This window comes from Pyxidicoccus sp. M15, assembly GCF_056858435.1.
The window spans coordinates 1,907,447-1,926,756 of record NZ_CM166495.1 but is presented as its reverse complement, the minus strand read 5'-3'; the positions used below and the strand labels follow the sequence as shown (position 1 = coordinate 1,926,756).

General features: G+C 72.4%; 14 protein-coding genes. 7 read left to right on the top strand and 7 right to left on the bottom strand.

Annotated elements, in window-relative coordinates; genetic code table 11:
- Positions 1-105 precede the first annotated feature (105 nt).
- Genes ACX9TP_RS07675 through ACX9TP_RS07665 form a run of 3 tightly spaced genes read right to left on the bottom strand, consistent with a single transcriptional unit; the run spans position 106 to position 3,399 of the window.
- Positions 106-1,449, bottom strand: coding sequence for a sigma-54-dependent transcriptional regulator (locus ACX9TP_RS07675; RefSeq protein WP_482979073.1), 1,344 nt, complete (start codon positions 1,447-1,449; stop codon positions 106-108).
- A complete protein-coding gene (locus ACX9TP_RS07670; RefSeq protein ID WP_482979072.1) occupies positions 1,446-2,879 on the bottom strand; it encodes a sensor histidine kinase in 1,434 nt (477 codons plus the stop codon). Before ACX9TP_RS07670 ends, ACX9TP_RS07675 begins: the two co-directional genes overlap by 4 nt.
- 58 nt (positions 2,880-2,937) lie before the next feature.
- A complete protein-coding gene (locus tag ACX9TP_RS07665) occupies positions 2,938-3,399 on the bottom strand; it encodes a hypothetical protein (RefSeq protein ID WP_482979071.1) in 462 nt (153 codons plus the stop codon).
- 299 nt (positions 3,400-3,698) lie between these two features.
- On the opposite strand from ACX9TP_RS07665, the gene ACX9TP_RS07660 reads away from it, so the two are divergent.
- The 4 genes from ACX9TP_RS07660 to ACX9TP_RS07645 all read left to right on the top strand — a co-directional run bounded on the left by ACX9TP_RS07660 (position 3,699) and on the right by ACX9TP_RS07645 (position 10,669).
- Positions 3,699-3,956: a hypothetical protein gene (locus tag ACX9TP_RS07660; RefSeq protein WP_482979070.1), complete on the top strand. Its 258-nt coding sequence runs from the start codon at positions 3,699-3,701 to the stop codon at positions 3,954-3,956.
- A 309-nt stretch (positions 3,957-4,265) separates the two neighbouring features.
- Positions 4,266-4,856: a GAF domain-containing protein gene (locus tag ACX9TP_RS07655; protein ID WP_482979069.1), complete on the top strand. Its 591-nt coding sequence runs from the start codon at positions 4,266-4,268 to the stop codon at positions 4,854-4,856.
- Positions 4,857-4,957: 101 nt separating this feature from the next.
- The gene (locus ACX9TP_RS07650; protein ID WP_482979068.1) at positions 4,958-6,802 is read left to right on the top strand and encodes a serine/threonine-protein kinase; all 1,845 of its coding nucleotides are present in this window, start codon (positions 4,958-4,960) and stop codon (positions 6,800-6,802) included.
- Positions 6,803-6,889: 87 nt separating this feature from the next.
- A complete protein-coding gene (locus ACX9TP_RS07645) occupies positions 6,890-10,669 on the top strand; it encodes a hypothetical protein (protein ID WP_482979067.1) in 3,780 nt (1,259 codons plus the stop codon).
- 7 nt (positions 10,670-10,676) lie between these two features.
- Here the strand turns inward: ACX9TP_RS07645 and ACX9TP_RS07640 are convergent, their stop codons facing one another.
- Complete coding sequence (locus ACX9TP_RS07640; RefSeq protein WP_482979066.1) at positions 10,677-11,642, bottom strand: ankyrin repeat domain-containing protein; 966 nt, start codon at positions 11,640-11,642, stop codon at positions 10,677-10,679.
- 166 nt (positions 11,643-11,808) lie between these two features.
- Between ACX9TP_RS07640 and ACX9TP_RS07635 the strand changes: the two genes are divergently transcribed.
- Positions 11,809-12,852 (top strand): hypothetical protein, encoded by a 1,044-nt coding sequence (locus ACX9TP_RS07635; RefSeq protein ID WP_482979065.1) that lies wholly within the window; start codon positions 11,809-11,811, stop codon positions 12,850-12,852.
- Between the two features lie 148 nt (positions 12,853-13,000).
- Positions 13,001-15,628: a PQQ-dependent sugar dehydrogenase gene (locus tag ACX9TP_RS07630; protein WP_482979064.1), complete on the top strand. Its 2,628-nt coding sequence runs from the start codon at positions 13,001-13,003 to the stop codon at positions 15,626-15,628.
- Between the two features lie 318 nt (positions 15,629-15,946).
- On the opposite strand, the gene ACX9TP_RS07625 is transcribed toward ACX9TP_RS07630, so the two are convergent.
- Entirely contained in the window at positions 15,947-16,576 is a 630-nt protein-coding gene (locus ACX9TP_RS07625) for a TetR/AcrR family transcriptional regulator (protein WP_482979063.1), read from the bottom strand.
- A gap of 122 nt (positions 16,577-16,698) precedes the next feature.
- Between ACX9TP_RS07625 and ACX9TP_RS07620 the strand changes: the two genes are divergently transcribed.
- On the top strand, positions 16,699-17,562 hold the full coding sequence (locus ACX9TP_RS07620) for a DUF6463 family protein (RefSeq protein WP_482979062.1): 864 nt from the start codon (positions 16,699-16,701) through the stop codon (positions 17,560-17,562).
- A 50-nt stretch (positions 17,563-17,612) separates the two neighbouring features.
- Here ACX9TP_RS07620 and ACX9TP_RS07615 read toward each other — a convergent pair whose 3' ends face one another.
- Positions 17,613-18,935, bottom strand: a complete 1,323-nt coding sequence (locus ACX9TP_RS07615) for an alpha/beta hydrolase family protein (protein ID WP_482979061.1) — start codon at positions 18,933-18,935, stop codon at positions 17,613-17,615.
- Between the two features lie 52 nt (positions 18,936-18,987).
- Positions 18,988-19,155 (bottom strand): isoaspartyl peptidase/L-asparaginase, encoded by a 168-nt coding sequence (locus ACX9TP_RS07610; protein WP_482979060.1) that lies wholly within the window; start codon positions 19,153-19,155, stop codon positions 18,988-18,990.
- Between the last annotated feature and the right edge of the window lie 155 nt (positions 19,156-19,310).

The window sequence follows — 19,310 nt, the reverse complement described above, 5'->3', positions numbered from 1 at the left end:
CGGTCGAGTTTCCCGTGACGCACGCCTACCGGTGCCGCGGCACCGGTGCGCACCGGGAGCAGGCACTCAGCGACAGCACCACCCGCACGAAGACAAGGCGCACCGCTACGACTCCGCCCCACCCTCCGACTCCAGCAGCTTGTAGAGCGTCTTGCGGTCCACATCGAGCAGCCGCGCCGCCTCGCTCTTGTTCCCACCCACGTGCTGGAGCACGTGCGCCGCGTACCGGCGAGACAGCTCCGCGAGGCTCGGCATGTCCCCCGCCAGCCCCGTGAGCTTCTGCGTCGCGTCGCCAATGGGCTCCGGGAAGTCCTGCGGCCCGAGCACGCCCGTCACGTTCAGCGCCAGCGCCCGCGCCACCACGTTCTCCAATTGCCGCACGTTGCCCGGCCAGTCGTAGCCCGTCAGCCGCGTCATCGCCTCCGGCGTCACCACCGGCCGCACCCCGCCCCGCGCGTGCCTCGCCGCGAAGTGCTCCACCAGCGCCGGCACGTCCTCGCGCCGCTCGCGCAGGGGCGGCAGGTGCAGGTGCACCACGTCCAGCCGGTACAGCAAATCCTCGCGGAAGTGCCCTTCCGCCACCCGCGCCTTCAAGTCCTTGTTCGTCGCCGCCACCACCCGCACGTCCACCTTCACCGGGACGCTCTCGCCCACGCGGCGAATCTCGCCCTCCTGCAGGACGCGCAATAACTGCGACTGCACCTTCATCCCCACGTCGCCAATCTCGTCCAGGAAGAGCGTCCCGCCGCTCGCCTCCTCGAAGACGCCCCGCCGCGCGCCCGAGGCGCCCGTGAAGCTCCCCTTCGCGTGGCCGAACAGCTCGCTCTCCATCAGCGACTCGGTAATCGCCCCGCAGTCCACCGGGATGAACGGCCCGCTCGCGCGCGGCGAGCGCTTGTGCAGCGCCCGCGCCACCATCTCCTTCCCCGTCCCCGTCTCGCCCGTAATCAGCACCGGCACGTTGCTCGCCGCCGCGCGCGCCACGTGTTTGTACACCTCCAGCAGCGCCGGGCTGCGCCCCACCAGCACCAGCGAGGTGCGCTCCACCTGCTGGCGCAGCGAGCGGTTCTCCTCCACCAGCCGCTTCTGCTCCAGCGCCCGCCGCGCCACGCGCAGAATCGCGTCCACGTCGAACGGCTTGGCCAGGTAGTCGAACGCGCCCAGCTGGATGCTGTCCAGCGCCCCCTCGATGTTGCCGAAGGCCGTCACCACGATGACCGGCGTGTCCGGCAGCTGCGTCTTCGCCGCCTGCAAGACTTTGAGCCCATCCCCCGGCTCGGGCATGGCCATGTCCGTCATCACCAAATCGAAGGGCCCCTCCGCCAGCCGCTCCGCCGCGCGCTTCGGGTCCGCGGCCTGCGTCACCGTCCCCAGCGTGCCCAGCAGCCGCTGGAGCAAGTCACGGGCCTGGGGGTCATCGTCCACCACGAGGATGCGGGCTGTGCTCATGTGCCGACCTTGCGCATTCCGGAAGCGGCGGAGGCCCCCTGTGACTCACCGATGCCACCCGCCGCCACCGGGCGCACCACGCGGGGAAAGCGCACCACCACCCGCGTGCCCCTCCCCTCTTCCGAGCGCACCACCAGCGTGCCGCCGTGCGCCTCCACCACGCGCTTCGTGGTGACGAGCCCCAGCCCGTGCCCCGGCAGGGTCCGCACCTCCGGCGCGCGGAAGAAGGGCTGGAAGAGCGAGCCCAGCGTCGCCGGCGCCATGCCGATGCCGTTGTCCTCCACCTCCAGCACCGCCTCCTCGCCCTCGGTGGACACCCGCACCCGCACCTTCGGCTCCGCCCGGCCCGCCGTGTACTTCACCGCGTTCGTCAGGAGGTTGCGCGCGCTCACCTGCAGCAGCTGCCCCGGGCAGTCCACCGCCACGCCCGGCGACAGCTCCCGCTCCAGCGCCACGCCCTGCGCGGCCGCCGTCTGCGCCACCTCCAGCAGCACCGTGGTGACGGCCGTGTCCAGCTCGCCCACCGTGCGCTCGCCCCGCGTGCCCGCGCGGCAGAAGCGCAGGAGCGCCTCAATCAGCTCGCCCATGCGCAGCGCGCTGGACTCGCACTGCGCCAGCATTTCCAGCGCCCCCGCGTCCTTCACCGCGCCCGTGCGGCGGATGAGCGTGAGGTAGCCCTTGAGCGGCGCCAGCGGGGAGATGAGGTCGTGCGCCACGCGCCGGGTGAAGGCGTCCAGCTCCTGGTTGTGCCGGCCCAGCTCCTCCAGCTGTCCCTGAATCGTGGCGTCCTGGCGCTTGAGCAGCGAGGTGATGTGCCAGCCCACGCCCAGCGACAGGAGCAGCGCCAGCAGCGTGGCGCTCGCGCCCAGGGCGGTGTTGCGCACGCGCAGGTCCGCCAGCCGGCCCACCAGCTCGCGCGCCTGGTCCGTGTTCTCCTGGGCCAGCTTGCCGGCCAGCGTGTCCAGCTCCGCGGCCAGCGGGCGGATGCGCTCGGCCAGGTGGCGCCGCGCCCGGTCCGCCTCCCGCCGCTGCGACAGCACCGCCGCCGTGCGCACCTGGTCCGCCAGGCCCTGACAGCCGGCGTTGAAGCGCTGCCACGCCGCCTTCTCGCCCGGCGGCAGGTTGCGCGTGTACGCCTCCGACGAGGCGCGGATGTCCGCGAGGATTTCCTCCATCACCGCGTCGGCCGCGCCGCGCTCGGCGTCGTCGGTGGCGCGGATGTGCGCCTCAATCGCGGACTCCAGCGACAGCGCGTCCACGCGGATGCGGCCGATGAGGCCCGCGCGCTCCAGCGCCTCCTGCACCAGCGCGTCCACCTGCCGTCCCGTGCGCACCTCCGTCCACAGCGTGAAGGAGGTGACGGCGGACAGCAGCACCACCACGAAGAAGAAGCCGGCGCGGTAGCCGCGGATGGGCGTGCGGGAGCTCACGGGGGATGATTCCTCTACCACGGCGGTGCCCGCGTCGCGCGCGCCCGCCCGTCACGTCCTACGGAGCGCCCGTCTTGCCGCCGTCGCGCGGCGTGGTGCCGGACTGCTGCGGAGGCTGCATGCGCCGCCGGGCGCGCTCCAGCGCGGACTCGTACCAGACGTCCGACAGCTCCTCGTGCATCTCCTTCAGTTCCTTCAGCTCGTGGAGCTGCCGCTCCAGCACCAGCAACTGCGCGTTGTGCTCCTCCAGCGCGTGCCGGTCCGCCTCCGTGCGCACCAGCTCCTCCAGCACCGCCGCGCGCCCCTGCTCCGCCTCGGCCCGCTCCAGCGCCAGCCGCTCCAGCGCGGACTCCAGCGCGGCCATCCGCGTCGCCAGGGCCTCGGTCCGCTCGCGCTCCGCCTCGTACTCGCGCCGCCAGCGCTCTGCTTCCAGCACCTGGGCCTCGAGCTGCACGGGGGAGATTCCCGCACACCCGCCTCCCAGCCATGCCACCGCCGTCACGAGCCGCAGGGACCGCATACACCGTCTCTCCCGCGCCGCGGCCGCGCGGCATGCGCGGCGTGAGGCCCGGGCCTGCCACCCATTGCCACCGGGTAGCGGATGCAGCTTGCTCAACTGCTCCGGTGTCGTCAAAGCGACAGGTGCTCGCCTGGGGAGCAGGCCCCCACCGTTGCTTTACCAACCGTGGAGTTTCTCCCCAGCGACATGCCGCTTGCGCACGCGCCTCCCTCTGAGCGGGGCCCTGGCACGCCGGCTGCTCAAGGGACGGGCATCAACGCGACGCAATCCAGCGTCGTCCCCCCCGAACGGAGCTTTCCATGAAGACCGTGTTCGCCGCCGCCCTCCTCGCCGCCGCCACCGCCTTTGCCAACACCCCCGCTCCGGCCGCCGCGGAGACGAAGCCGGCCGCCGCCGAGGCCAAGCCCGCCGAGGCCGCTCCCGCCGCCGAGATGAAGGCCCCCGAGGCCGCTCCCGCCGCCGAGGCCAAGGCCGAGGCGAAGCCGGAGGCCAAGCCCGCGAAGAAGTCCGGCAAGAAGGCGGCTCCCAAGACGGAGACCGCCGCCGACACCAAGTAATTCCAGCTTTCCAGGCTCCAGAAGCAACTGCGGGGGTGCCTCTCCAAGGGAGGCGCCCCCGCTGTCTTTTTTCCGGGTCCGACACCACCCGGCCCCTGCGTCGGCGCGGGCACGCACTGCGGGAAGGGTGAGAGGTCTGTTTCACCCCGCCCGGGTCATTCCTCCCAGAGCGCCGTTGCGTCATTCAGTGAGTTTGAGATTTGACAGGAACAGAGGAATCCTGCTTAATGTGACTTCAGTGAATGACAGACGGTTCCGGACAGTGACGGAACTCGTTGGCCCCCCCTCATCCTGGAAAGCCCCCCATCAATGATTGAAGCCTTCGCGAAGGTGTCAGAAGCCTCGAAGATGCTCCTGGACAAGGGCCTGGGCGCGGCCACCGGCGCGGAGGCGCTCCGCATGGTGGCCCACGCGCTCGGCGTGGACCGGGCCTACATCTTCGAGAACCGCGTCCACGGCACGTACGGCCGCTTCATCACCGACATGCGCCACGCCTGGGCGGAGGCGCCCACGCCGTCGCCGCTGGCCAACCCGGTGCTGCGCGCCTTCTCCTTCCGGGACTTCGCGCCGGGCTGGGTGGACATGCTGGAGGCGGGCATGGTGGTGGCCTGCCCCACGCGCGACGCGCCGCCCATGATGAAGGACCTGCTGGAGCGCCAGGGCACGCAGTCGGTGCTGCTGTGCCCCATCCACCCCTCGCGGCAGCAGTGGTGGGGCGTGGTGGGTTTCGAGGACTGCCAGCGTCCGCGCGCCTGGAGGCCGGAGGACATCAGCCTCCTCAAGTCGCTGTCGCGCGCGGTGGCCGCGTCGGTGCGCCACGGACAGATGCGCTCGTCGCTGGACCAGGTCCGCAACAGCCTCCGCCAGGCCGTGGGCCGCACCCCGGTGTCCGGGCACTGAGGGTCGCCAGGTCGCCTGCCTGGGGGGGCAGCAGCGACCCGCGATGACCGCCTCGTACGTCCCCGCGTTTCTGCTACCCTGGCGGCCCCTCGCTCACCGCCATGTCCTCAATCGACCCCACCGCGATCAGCCGGCCCCGCTCTGCGGACCTCATCAGCGGCTACCACCTGGAGAAGCTGGTCGGTAGCGGAGGCATGGGAGAGGTACACAAGGCCACCCAGCTCTCGCTGGGCCGCACGGTGGCCGTGAAGCTGCTCAACCCGGAGCTGGCGAAGGACCCGTCCTTCATCGCGCGCTTCCAGAAGGAAGCCGCCGCGCTGGCCGCGCTGAGCCACCCGCACATCGTCTCCATCGTCGACAAGGGCAAGACGGAGACCACGTACTACCTGGTGATGGAGTTCGTGGACGGCCCGTCGCTGCGCGAGCTGATCCGCGCGCCGGAGCTGGACGTCGCGGGCGCGCTGCGGCGGATGCTCGAAATCTGCCGGGCCATCGAGTACGCGCACGGCCGCGGCGTCATCCACCGGGACTTGAAGCCGGAGAACATCCTGCTGGACCAGCAGGCCGGCGGCATCGCCAAGGTGTCGGACTTCGGGCTGGCCTCGTTCCTCGCGGACGCCAGTCCCTCCTCGCGCTACGCGCTCACGTCCACGCACGTGTCCATGGGCACGCTGTCGTACATGGCGCCCGAGCAGCGCGTGGACGCGAAGAACGCGGACGCGCGCGCGGACATCTTCTCGCTGGGCGTCATCCTCTATGAGTGGCTCACCGGCGAGGTGCCGCTGGGCACGTTCGACCCGCCCTCGCGGCGCAAGCCGGGGCTGGACGCGCGGCTGGACAACATCGTCACCCGGTGCCTCAAGCCGGACCCGGATGACCGCTACCCGTCGGTGACGGCGCTCATCGCGGACCTGGAAGTGATGGTGCCCGGCAGCCTGCCGTCGCTGCTGCCGGTGAAGCTGACGCGCATGCAGCGCTTCCGCCAGGGCGCGCGCAAGGTGTTGCGCCGCGCGAGGCAGACGGCGGAGGTGGTGACGGTGCTCGCGGCCCTCGGCGTGCTGGGTGTGGCCTGGCTGCGCACCACCGAGCGGCCTGCGGTGGTGCAGCCGGGCGCGGCCCTCTCCGGGGAGTTGGGTTCCCTGTCGCCGCGCACCGGCCCGGGACGCCTGGAGACGGGCCAGGAGAAGCGCACGGTGTCGGTGGGCGACGGGCCGGACGCGCCGTCGCTGCTGGTGGCCGGCCGGGAGGTGGCGTTCGAGGAGAAGGCGCTCATCTTCCCTCCGGAGGACGAGGAGTCGCCCGTGGGCCTCGCCCGGGTGGACGTGGTGGGGATGGACGGCGACATCGCCTCGCTCAGTGCCCGCGTGCGTGCCGAGGCCCCGCCGCTGACGTGGGAGCGCCGCGCGCGCGCCATGGCCTTCGGACCTCCGTCGGCACCAGAGGCCGCGCTGCTGCTGCTGGGCACCAAGGGCCGCTACGTCGCGCTGGTCCACAACGGCGCCAGCGAACCGCTGCAGCTGGAGTGGGCGCTGGGCGAGCGCCGCGGCACCATGCTGGGCCTGGCCTCCCCCGAGGGCGAGGCGGCGCTGGAAATCAAGGTGGACGCGGACGGCATCCTCCAGGCGTACGTGGGCCGGGGCAAGGACCAGCGCGCCATCGCCGAGCCCCTCAACCTGGGGCCAGGGTGGATGGAGCACTTCGGCAACGAGCCCGTGCCCGCCTTCGGCTGCATCGGGGGCACCTGCCGCGCCGAGGGACTCACCTATGTCGTGCGCCAGGCCCCGCCTCCGGGGACGACGGCCCCGGTGCCGCCCATTCCGGTGGCGAAGACGGTGACGGCCACCACGGTGCCGGCCAAGGCGGTGACGCCCAAGAAGGTGACGCCGCCCCCGCCGCCCAGGAAGCAGCCCGTCAAGGCGCCTCCCAAGGGCGGCAAGCGGCGGTAGCGCGGGCCCCCAACGCTCGCAACCGACATCCCGGCGCAGGGGAATATGGCCACCCACGAGGGATTGCATTATCCCTTCGGCCCTCCTATGCGCACCTTCCGAAGCGGTCTCGCCGCGCTCGCAGTCCTCGCAACCCTGACGGGTTGCCCCCGCTCCTCCTCTTCCGTCACCCCGCACGTGCTCGAGTCCGCCGCCGAGCGGGCCCAGAAGGGCACCGACGAGGCGCGCACGCTCGCGCTCGCGGGCTTCCACGCGTACCTGGTGGCGGGTGACGCCGTGCTGGCGCAGCAGCGCTTCGACTCGGCCGTGGCGAAGGACGCGGGGGACGCGTACGCGCTGGCCGGGCAGCACCTGCTGGCCCGGCGCGCGGGCCGCACGGACCGGGCGGTGACGGCCGCGCTGGAGCTGGCGGCGCGCTCGCCCCGGCACCCGCTGGCGGTGTTCGCCGCGCGCTACGTGCTGGACTCGGTGGGCACGGCCAAGGCGCTGGACGACGAAATCCTCCAGGGCGTGGACCGGGCACTGGCGGCGGGCGCGGCGGGAGAGGCCGCCTTCCTGCTGCGCGGCGCGCGCCTGTCCGTGCAGGTGGTGCGGGGCGACGCGAAGGCGCGAGACGCGGCGCTGCGCGAGCTGGGCGGCGTGGGCGAGGCGGCCCTCGTGGGCCCCTTCTCCCCCTTCCACGTGCTGGCCTGGGACGAGGAGGACCCGGTGCGGAAGACGGGCTCGCTGGCGGGCCCCTTCACCGGCGCCTTCGGTCCGCTCACCCCGCGCACGCTGCGCGCGCCGGACGGGCGGCTGGACCTGGGCGGCGAGCCCGGCGAGGGCGACCTGTACCTGTGGGCCTTCGACGCGGAAATCACTGAGCCGGGCGCGTACGTGGTGCGCTCGGTGAGCGGCACGTCGCACCAGGTGCTGCTGGACGGCTCGCCGCTCCTGGAGCGCCGGGGCTTTCAGCGCGCCTCCTCCACCGTCACCGCGCGCACGGTGGACCTGCCCGCGGGCAAGCACCGCTTCCTCATCCGCCAGCTCAAGGCCGGCACCTCCGGCGTGCTCACCTTCTCCCTGCTGCGCGTGGACGGGCGCCCCTCCGGCGTGCGCTTCACCGCCGCCACCGGGCCCGCGCCCCAACCGTGGGGCCAGGGGCTGGAGTCCTCCGAGGAGACGCCGGGCGTCTACCCCACGGCGGAGTCGCTGAAGACGGCGCTGGAGGGCGAGGCGGGGACGCTGCTCGCCACCGTGCTCGCCGTGCGCGACGGCATGGGGCGGGACGCGGACGGCTCGCGGCGGCTGATGGCGGCGGTGGAGGCCAACACGTCGGCCCTGCTGACGCTGCGCGCGGAGCTGTCGGTGGTGGACCGCACCGTGCCCACCAAGGTGGCGCGCGGCCGGGCCACGCGCGACCTGGAGGCGGCGCTGGCGAAGGACCCGGGCAACGTGTCCGCGCAGCTGGTGCGCGCGGACCTCTTCCTGGACGACGGCCAGCCGGCCGCGGCGCTGGAGACGCTCAAGGCGCTGGACACGACGAAGGGCCCGCCCGCGTACCTCGCGTCGCTGACGCGGGCGCGCGCGGCGCTGGCGCTGGACGTGGAGTCGCTGGCGGAGGAGTCGCTGCAGGCCGCGCTGGACGCGCAGCCGGGCCTGTGTGAGGCGCTGGGGCTCCAGTACAGCCTGGCGCGCCGGCGCGACGCGGTGGAGCGCGGGGACACGCTGGTGGAGGCGCAGCGCGGCTGCCCCGGCATGGTGGTGCGGCAGGCGGAGCACGCGCGCACCCGGGGCGACGTGGAGGCCTCGGCGAAGCTGTACGTGGACCTGCTGGCCAGGGACCCGGCCAGCGTGAGCACCGGCACCACGCTGGCCAACCTCTACGTGGCCCTGCGCCGCTACGACGACGCCACGGCGGTGCTGCGGGATTTGGCGAAGGTGTGGCCGCGCAACGCGGACCTGGTGAAGCGCATGGCGGACGTGCGCGAGTACGCGGGCCAGCCGGCCGAGGCGCTGGCGCTGCGCGAGAAGGCGCTGGCCATGGAGGGGGAGGACCTGTCCCTGCGCCGCGCGGTGGAGCGGGCGAAGACGGGCCGCGAGGTGCTGCAGGAGCACGCCATCGACGGGCGGGAGGCCATCCGCGCGTATGAGGCGGAGCCCGTCGGCGGCGGCGCCGCGTCCGCCTTCGTGCTGGACGCGGCCGCGGTGCGCGTCTACCCGGACGGCAGCATCGTCAACCGCATCCACACGGTGCAGAAGGCGCTGGAGCAGTCCGGCGTGCAGGAAATCGCCGAAGTCACGGTGCCGCGCGGCGCGCAGGTGCTGGCGCTGCGCACGCTGAAGGCGGACGGCCGCGTCCTGGAGCCGGAGAACATCGAGGGCAAGGACACGGTGAGCCTGCCGGGCGTGCAGGTGGGTGACTACATCGAGGTGGAGTACCTGCTGGCCGAGGGGCCCCGCGGCCCCGCGCAGCCGGGCTTCACCGCGTCCGCCTTCTACTTCCAGATTGCCAACCAGCCCAATGCGTGGACGACGTACACCGTCGTGGCGCCCAAGGGCGTCGGCATGAAGGTGGACGCGCACGGGATGAAGGCGCCCGCGCCGAAGGTGAACGGCGACGTGGAGGTCTTCCACTACGAGGCGCGCCGGGTGCCGCCGTTCATCGCCGAGCCGGACGCGCCGCCGTCCTCCAACGAGTACCTGCCCTTCGTGCTGGTGGGCGCCGGGGCCACGGGCAACGACGGGCTGGTGCGCGTCTACGGCGACGTGTTCCAGGAGCGGTGGATGCGCACCGCGGAGGTGGAGGCCTTCGCGCGCAAGGCGGCGGAAGGCAAGCAGGGCCTGGAGGCGGTGAAGGCGCTGCACGCGGCGGCGATGCAGCGCTTCTCCGGGCGGGACTCGGGGCTGGGCCAGTCCGCGGCGTCCACGGTGGCGCAGGACCGGGGCAGTCGGCTGATGGTGATGAAGGCCGGGCTGGACGTGCTGGGGATTCCGGCGCGGGTGGTGGCCATCCGCACCTTCAACACGGACCCGGCGCCGTACCTCTTCCCGCAGGACAGCCTGCTGCCGTTCGCCGCGCTCCGCGTGGACGTGCCGGGCAGCGAGCCGGTGTGGGTGGACACGTCGGTGCGCTTCGGCCCCTTCGGCGAGCTGCCGGAGTCGGCCATGGGCGGGCGCGAGGCGTACCTGCTGCCGGAGCCCGGCAAGCCGCTGGAGAAGGTGGCGACGCCGCCGGTGAAGGAGGCGCCCGGCAAGGAGGTGCGGCTGAGCCTGAAGCTGGACGCGGACGGGCAGCTCACCGGCAAGGGCGAGGAAATCTACTCCGGCTTCGAGGCCGCGCAGATTGCCGAGGCCTTCAGCCAGCTGTCGGCGGAGAGCCGCAACCAGGCGCTCCAGGGCGCGGTGGCGCGGTACTTCGGCGGCGCGGCGCTGTCGGCCGTGAAGCTGGAGCACGAGGAGCAGGTGGGCGCGCCCTTCGTGCTGCGCTACGAGTTCACCGTGCCGCGCTTCGGCCGGCAGGAGGGTGACAAGCGGATGGCGCTGGGGCCCCTCACCTTCCCCGCGCAGCTCGGCCGCCGCTACGTGCAGCTGAGCACGCGCACCACGCCGCTCTTCATCGACAACACGGAGGCCAGCCGCACGCAGGTGACGCTGGAGCTGCCCGGCGGCTGGAAGCTGACGGACCCGCAGGCGTCGCTCGAGGTGGACAGCACCTTCGGCAAGTTCAGCCGCGCGGAGAAGCAGGAGGGCAACACCCTCACCATCAACGAGTCCCTGCGGATGCCCCGCACCCGCGTCGCGCCGAAGCAGTACGAGCAGTTCTCCGGCTTCACCGGCGACGTGGACCTCATCCAGACGCGCGAGCTGGTGCTGGTGAAGCAGTAGGCGCGGGCTAGCCCTCGGACGTCCGGGGACGCGGCGGGACGACTTCCGCCGCGGACCCGTCCGGGCTGGCGGTCTCCGGGACGACGGACGCCACCGTCGCCCGAGCCCCCGCCTCCTCCAGGAGGGACGCGACGGCCGCGTGCCCCTCGGCGCGGGCCACGTCCACGGGCTTCTGGCCCAAATCGTTCGTGGCGAGCGGGTTCGCCCCCGCGGCCAGCAGCCCGGCCACCAGGTCCTCCAGGCCGCGCAGCGCCGCCAGGTGCAGCGGGGTGAACTCCAGCGGCCCCCGGGCATGCGGGCTGGCGCCGTGGGCCACCAGCAGCGACGCCAGCGCGGTGCGCTTGTAGGCCAGCGCCAGCATCAGCGGCGTCTGCCCCAGGCAGTCCAGCGCGTCCACCGCGCAGCCCAGCGCCAAGAGCCGCCGCGCCACCTCCACCGAGCCGGAGCGGGCGGCCACCTCGTGCAGCCCCGTGAGCTCCCGCTCGTCCACCGCGTCCCAGGCGGCGCCCTTCTCCAGCAGCACCTCCAGCACGGCGAGCTGCCCGGCGCCGCACGCGAAGTGCAGCGGGGTGGCGCCCGGCCGGGCCGGCACCTTGTCCGAGGTGGCCCGCCGCGCCCGCTGATTCACGTCCACCCCCAGCTCCAGGAAGCGCCGCACCAGGTCCACGTGGCCGTGCAGCGCCGCCACGTGCAGCGCGCTCTGCCCCCAGCCGTCCACGCCCGCCGGGTCCACCCCGCGCGCCAGCAGCAATTCCACGATGTCGCGGCTGCCACGGGACGCGGCGGCCTGGAGCGGGCCCCGCACGGACTCGCGGGCGGCCACGAGCGCCTCCGGCTTCCTGCGCAGCAGCGCCTCCACCCGCGCGGCATTCCCCTGCCGGATGGCGGCCACCAGGTCCCCGCGTGAGCGCAGGACGCGGCGAACGAGCAGCGACAGGACCACCAGGGCTACCACGGCGGCGGCGAGGTACATGCCGGGAGTTTCTTCTGATTTCCCAGTCTTGCAACAGTGGGCAGGCAACACTTCGCGTTCCGCGTGAATAGAAGCGTCGGGTGCCCGTCCCTACCTTCAGACCAGGGCCCGGGTCTCCCTCTCGCCCTGCCGCGGAGAAAGTTCCGCATCCAACGGAGATGACGTCATGACTCCTCGATTCTGGGTCTGCCTGGTGGCCGTGCTGGCGGCGCCGACGGTGTACGGACAGACGACTCCGGTTCCCGCGCAGGACCCCGACGACTCCCGCTATGCGTCCGACGAGGGCGACTACGACGACGGCGCTCCGCAGGAGGATGACGTCCCCACCGCGCCCATGGCCCCTCCCGCGCTGCCCGATGAGCGCCCCTCGGCCCGGCCCTACGCGGGCGCGGTGTGGGCCTCCGGCCACTGGGACTGGGATGGCAGCCAGTGGCGCTACGTCAACGGCTCCTGGGTGGCGGCGATGCCGGGCTACCGCTTCATCAACGGCTACTGGGAGCAGGACAGCCAGGGCTGGCGCTGGGTGCCGGGCGGCTGGGCGCGGCCGGACTCGAACATGGTGGAGATTCCCGTCGAGCCCTCGGGCGAGGCGCTGACCACCACCCAGGCGCCGCCCGCGCCCCAGGTGGAACTGCCGCCGCCCGCGCCCGCCGAGCACCTCACGTGGACGCCCGGCTACTGGTACTGGGAGGGGGACAACTGGGTGTGGGTGGCGGGGACGTGGGTGGAGCCGCCCCGGCCCGGCCTGGTCTTCGTCTCGCCCCGCTGGGTCCACCGGGGCCCGTCCTGGCACTTCTCCTGGGGCGGCTGGGCCGTCCGCGGCTCGGTCCGGGTGACAGTCCCGGTGTACCCCTACGTGAGCGTCCGCACGCGCTGGGGCGTCCCCCACGGCTACCGCTACACCTGGTACCGCTACCCGGCCTACCACCACGGCTACCGGGTGCGTGACTACGGCTACCGCAGCCGCCACTACGTCTACCGGAGCCACGACCGCGGCTACCGCAGCCGGGACTACGGCTACAGGGACCACGGCTACCGGAACCACGACAACGGCTACCGCGGCCGCGACAACGGCTACCGCGGCCGCGACAACGACTACCGGAACCGGGGCTCCAACCGCTGGGGCGAGTCCCGCTCGCACGGCTCGCGCTCCCACTCCGCGTCTCCGGGGGGCCCGCACTCGCGCGGTCGCGGCAACGACCGCCACTGAGCGCGCCGCTCCGGCGGTGAACGGGCCCTGGCCTTCTGGCCGGGGCCCGTTTTCGTTCAGGCGTGGACAGGCGCGGATTTGCGACTCGCGCAAAACACGATTAAACAGCAAAAGACAAGGTGCTTAATGACCCTCTACGGAGTCATCAATGACACCTCGACTGCTGTCTCCCCTGCGCTTCACGTGGTTGCTCGTACTGGCCCTGGCCTGCGCGCCGGAACCCTCCTCGGAGGGGACTGACGGGGCGGAGCTGGAGGGTGCGGCCTCGGCCATCACCCTGCCCCCGTCGTACACGGACGCGCTGGTGGCGACCGTGGGGCAGCCCACGGCGCTGACCTTCACGCCGGATGGGCGGATGCTCATCACCACGCAGCCCGGGAGGCTGCGCGTCGTGTCGGGCGGCGCGCTGCTGCCGACGCCGGCGCTGGACCTGGCGTCCCGGCTCTGCACCAACTCCGAGCGCGGCCTGCTGGGCGTGGCGGTGGACCCGGCCTTCTCCACCAACCGCCACATCTACCTCTTCTACACGTTCAACAAGTTCAGCACCTGCACGACGAACATCGCCAACGTCGCCGTCAACCGGGTGTCGCGCTTCACGCTGCCGGACACCAACGTGGTGGACCCGGCGAGCGAGCTGGTGCTGCTGGACAACATCCCCTCCACCGCGGGCAACCACAACGGCGGCGACCTGCACTTCGGTCCGGACGGGCTGCTCTACATCAGCGTCGGTGACGGCGGGTGCCAGCTCGGCGACCCGAGCCGCTGCGCCGGGCAGAACACCACCGCGCGCCGGCTGGACGTGCTGCTGGGCAAGCTCCTGCGCATCCGCAAGGACGGGAGCATCCCCACGGACAACCCCTGGTACGCGGCCTCGGGCAGCCGCCGCTGTGGAAACCCCGCGGGCGTCCCGACCGGCACCGGCCCCTGCCAGGAGAGCTACGCCACCGGCCTGCGCAACCCGTTCCGCTTCGCCTTCCAGCCGGGCACCAGCACCTTCTTCATCAACGACGTGGGCCAGGGCGTCTGGGAGGAAATCGACGAGGGCATCAAGGGCGCGGACTACGGATGGAACACGCGCGAGGGCCACTGCGCCAACAACTCCACCACCAACTGCGGCGCGCCGCCCGCGGGGATGACCAACCCCCTCTTCGACTACAAGCACGGCACCAACGACGCCAGCTCGCCGTTCCAGAACTGCAACTCGATTACCGGCGGCGCCTTCGCGCCCGTCGGGGCCTGGGCGCCCGGGGACGACAACGCGTACTTCTTCAGCGACTACGTCTGCGGGAAGGTCTTCAAGCTGACGCGCTCGGGCGGCACGGTGGCGGTGAGCGCGTTCGCCACCGGCCTGGGTGGCAGCTCCGCGGTGACGCTGCGCTTCGGCCCCTCGGGCACGGGCCAGTCGCTCTACTACACGACCTACGCGAACGGCGGCGAGGTGCGCCGCATCAACTACACCGGCACGAGCAACCGGCCGCCGGTGGCCGCCGTCTCCGCGTCCCCCACTACCGGCCCGACGCCGCTGACGGTGTCCTTCAACGGCGGAGCCAGCAGCGACCCGGACGGTGACGTGCTGACGTACGTATGGAGCTTCGGGGATGGCAGCGTGACGGTGCAGACGACCACGCCCACCACGAGCCACGTCTACGCGACGAGCGGCGCCTTCACGGCGTCGCTCACCGTGCGGGACGCGCGCGGGGCCACGTCCGCGCAGGCGGCCACCGTGCGCATCGACGTGGGCAACACCGCGCCGGTGCCCACCATCACCTCGCCGGCCACCACGCTGCGCTTCCGGGTGGGCCAGACGCTGGTGCTGACGGGCAGCGCCACGGACGCCGAGGACGGCACGCTGCCGGACAGCCGCCTCACCTGGGAGGCGCTGCTCCACCACGACAGCCACACCCACCCGCTGCTCACGGCCACCTCCGGCAACAACCTCACGCTCACCGCGCCGGCGCCGGAGGAACTGGCCGCCGTCCCCACCAGCTTCGTCGAGGTGCGGCTCACCGCGACGGACTCGCAGGGGCGCAGCACCACGGTGGTGCGCAACGTGCTCCCGAACATCGTGGACGTGACGCTGGCGTCGGTGCCCTCGGGGCTGGCGCTCGGGGTGAATGGCAGCACCGTCACCACGCCGGTGACGCTGAAGTCGTGGGAGGGCTACACGCTGAATGTCACCGCGCCCGCGCAGGCGGACGGGACGGGCGCGTGGAAGGTGTGGGCGTCATGGTCCGACGGGGGCGCACGCGCGCACGGCTACGTGACGCCGGCCACGGCCTCCAGCCTCACCGCCACGTACCAGGACGGCCTGCGCGCGCGGGTGGACTTCCTGCCGGCCGGGGCGGCCGTGCCCGCGGGCTACGTCGCCGACGCGGGCCTCGTCTTCGGGGCGCGGGGCAGCGGGCTGAGCTACGGGTGGAACGCGGACAACAGCGCGCAGACGCGGCAGCGCAACAGCACCACGTCTCCGGACGCGCGCTACGACACCCTCACGCACCTGCAGAAGCCGGAGAATCCGAACGCCACGTGGGAGCTGGCCGTGCCGTCGGGGAGGTACCGCGTGACGCTGGCCGCGGGTGACGCACTCCACTTCGACAGCGTCTTCCGGCTCGCGGTGGAGGGGCAGCTCGTGCTCTCCGGCACGCCGACCACGGGGGCGCGCTTCGTCACCTCCAGCGCGGACGTCACCGTCACCGACGGGCGGCTGACGCTCGGCAGCGGCAGCGGGGCCTCCAACAACAAGGTCTGCTTCATCGACGTGGAGCAGCAGGAGTAGCGCTGCCCGCTCGCGCGCCAGCGTGCCCCGGAGCCACGGGGCGTGCGCTGGCGCGCGGGCCTCGCGGGGCCGCCGGCAGCGCTGACGCTCGACCCAAAGTCCGTGCCCAGCCGTCGCGCCTGAGCAGCTTCGGCCCCCGCCAGGGAGCGCACGACACCTGCCCCGCTCACGCCAGCATCAGCCCAACGAAATACCCGCGCGGCTTTGGGGCATCACGCGGAGGGGCGCCCACGCACCGCTCACACCGAAGCGCGTGCGCGGCCACTGCGCCTGCGCACCTTCGGCCCCGCGAAGGAGTACACGGGCACTGGCCCCCGCTCACTTCGGCATCAGCGTCCGGGCCACGTGCTGGACGTAGTCGGCGCGGGCGCGGCTCGAGCTCAGCGCCTCCGGGCTGGCGATGGCGAGGTGCAGGAGGCCCACATACGTGGAATACGCCTGCAGGGCCCAGTTGCGCGCCTCGCGAGCCGGCAGGCCGAGCGCCCGGTACAGCTTCACCAGGTAGTCGATGCGCCGCTGTGACACCCGCGCGAGGACCGGCTGGATGCGCGGGTCCGCGGCGGCGCCCGCGACGATGGCGACCTCGATACGCCCATGCGGCCCCGCCTCGAACGTCAGCGCCAGCAACTGGCGCAGCCGCTCCCTCGGCTCCGGCAGGGCCTCCAGGCGCTGGATGGTGTCCGTGGTGGCCAGCTGTTCCCAGCGCGCGAGCGCGGCCTGGAGCACGTCCGCGCGGTCCTTGAAGTGCCAGTAGAAGCCGCCCTTCGTCACGCCCAGGCTGCGGGCCAGCCGCTCCACCGACAGCGCGTCCACGCCGTCCGTGAGACTCCAGAGGGCGGCATCCGCCCAGTCCTCCGCCGACAGGCCCGGCCCCCGGTTCCGCTTGCGGATGTCCTCGATGCTGCGGAAGGGCGCCGGCTCCGGCGGGCGGGAAGTAGTGCGTCTCATCGTTGACCGCAGTCTGGCGGACCCCTTCCCTGGCGTCCAGGACGCGCCCCCGGTGGCTCGGCTCTATACGGTACCGTATCGGAATACGGTACCGTATCCGACGACAGGCACGGAGGCCGCGCATGCGAGTGACGAACGGGTCGCTGCTGATGCTCACCGGAGCGCTTCACGAAGTCGTGGGTCTGGTCCTCTTCAAGGACCCGCTGCTGGAGATGGCGCGAGCAGGCGTGTTCGACAGCGTGGGCGCGGACACCAGCGCCCGCGCGGCGGCCTTCTGGTTCCTGGCGGCGGGCGGCTTCATGTTCCTGGCCGGGACCCTGTGCCGCCATGTGGAGCATGCGCTGAACCGCCCGCCCCCTGCGGGCTATGGCTGGGGACTGCTCGGGCTGGCCCTCTTCTGCGTGGTGCCCATGCCCGTCACCGGGGCGTGGCTCTTCGTCCCGCTGGGCCTGCGCGTGCTCTTGCAGTCCCGGAAGCCTTCCGCGCTGCCGGAGGCGCTGCGCCCGTTCGCACAGGGCGCGGACCATGTGGACGTGAAGACGGTGGAGTCGGAAGCCACGCTGCGCGAGTTCCTCGCAGCGCTGATGTCCTACCAGCCGGCGTGGGTGACGGCCCTGTATGGGGTGCGCGCCGTCTTCGTGCGGCTGCTGGGGATGCGCCAGCACGGCCTGCCCCGGCCTCAGGCCCTGCGCCCGGAGGACATCCCGATGACGCCGGGCAGCGCGGCCTCGTTCTTCACGGTGCGCCACGCCGAGGAGGAGCACCTCTGGGTGGTGGCCGCGACGGACAAGCACCTGGAGGCCACGCTGGCCGTCGTCATGGAGCCGGAGCGCACGGGAGGCCCGCGGCGGCGCTTCCACGTCGTGACGCTGGTGCACTACCGGAACTGGGCCGGGCCCGTGTACTTCAACGTCATCCGGCCCTTCCACCACCTCGTCGTCGGGGGCATGGCCCGCAACGCGGCGGGCGCGCCGAGCCCCGCGTGAGCTGAAGCGGCCGCGGCGAGCCCTCGCCCGGGGCTCGCCGTACGAGAGGCTCAGGGAGGCAGTCCCACCGCGAGCACCGCGCTCAGCTGGGCGGCCGTGTACTGCGTTCCCCAGATGCCGTTGACCACCAGCGTCACCCAGTCCGCGCCGACCGCCACCTTGCCGGTGGTCGGCTCGTACAGCAGCACGCGCGGGTCCATGAGCTCGCGCAGCAGGGGCGCCACGGCCCGCACGTCACGGCCCAGCCACTGCAGCACCCGTACGTCCCACAGCCAGGTCGCCAACGTCACCTCCGTGAAGGGGACGACGAGGAACTGGGTGGGGCGGCCCAGGTCCGTCAGCAGGTGTCCCAGGCTCACCGTCTCGACGACGCTCCAGTACGTGGCGACCAACGGTCCGTGGGAGAGGTCCCGGCTGTTCCAGTCCACCGGGTCCCAGTGCTGGAAGTAGAGCGGCGTCACGAGCGGCCCCATCAAGGCCGAGAGCGTCTGTGTCTGCTCCACCGGCACGAGGGTGTCCCAGTCCTCGTGAAGCACGAGGAAGGGCACGCTCAGCTTCGAGGCGAGATGCTCACGCGTCCACCGGCTGAAATCCCAGCCCGGAGGCTGGCCGGTGGTGGCGAGGATGCGGCGGAGGTAGGGCTCGAAGAACGTCGAGTACTGCCCGAGCTTCACCGGGTCCGTCACCCGCGTGGGGAGGACGTTGAAGAGGTAGTCCACCTCGCGCGCGAAGTCGGAGAGCGGGAAGAGGGCCACACCGACGCGAGGACGCGCGCCGACCGGAGCATCGGCCGCGGCGTACAGCGCCTCGAAGCCACCCCATGAGCCGCCGTGGATGCCGATGCGCGAGCGGTCCACACCCGGCGCCTGCTCGAGGAAGCGCATCCCCGCGTGCATGTCGTCGCGGTCGTTCTGGATGTCGCCGCCCGCGTAGAAGCGGCCGAAGACGGCCAGCACGCCGAAGTCGTGGAACAGGTAGGAGAAGGCCTCCGCCGCGATGGAGTCGGGCGTGCTGAGCGAGTAAGCGATGGCCGAGGAGCCCGCGTGGTAGTGCGGCTCGCTGTCGTCCGGGTGGATACCGTTGCCCCGCGCGGCCCACTTCGCGTCCACCGCCTCTCCCGTCCAGGAGATGCCGTCGTAGGGACGTGTGAGCATCATCGTGGGCGAGACGCCCGGCTGGCGGGGTGGGAACCACTGGGCATACGTGGCCGCCTTGCCGGGCTCCTGCAATCGCAGGAACTGGTACGGCCACACATTGTCCCCGACCACGGTCTGCCCCGTGCCGAGCACCGTCACCGCGAGGTCTCCATCAGCCGCGAGGGCGGGCCGGCCCACGAGGGCCAGCCCCAGCAACGTCAGTAGGAAGGAGCGCATACCGCCTCAGACACAGCTGAGAGCTTTTCGTGAAAGCGGGGCGCGCGGATTCCTACTTCGCCTCGATGGGCGGCGGCCCGTCCTTGAAGATGGCCACCTGCGGCTTGCCGTCCTCGCCGATGTAGCCGCGGTACATGCCGCTGGAGTTGAAGGGCGTGGTGATGTTGCCCTGCCGGTCCATGGCGATGACACCGCCCTCGCCGTCGGCCTTCCGCAGCACATCGTTGATGACGACGTCGGCGGCCTCGGACAGGGGTAGCTCGCGCTCTCCGGCACGCCGGCCACGGGAGCGCGCTTCATCACCTCCAGCGCGAACGTCACCGTGACCGACGGGCGGCTGACGCTCGCAACGGGAGCGGCGCCTCCAACAACAAG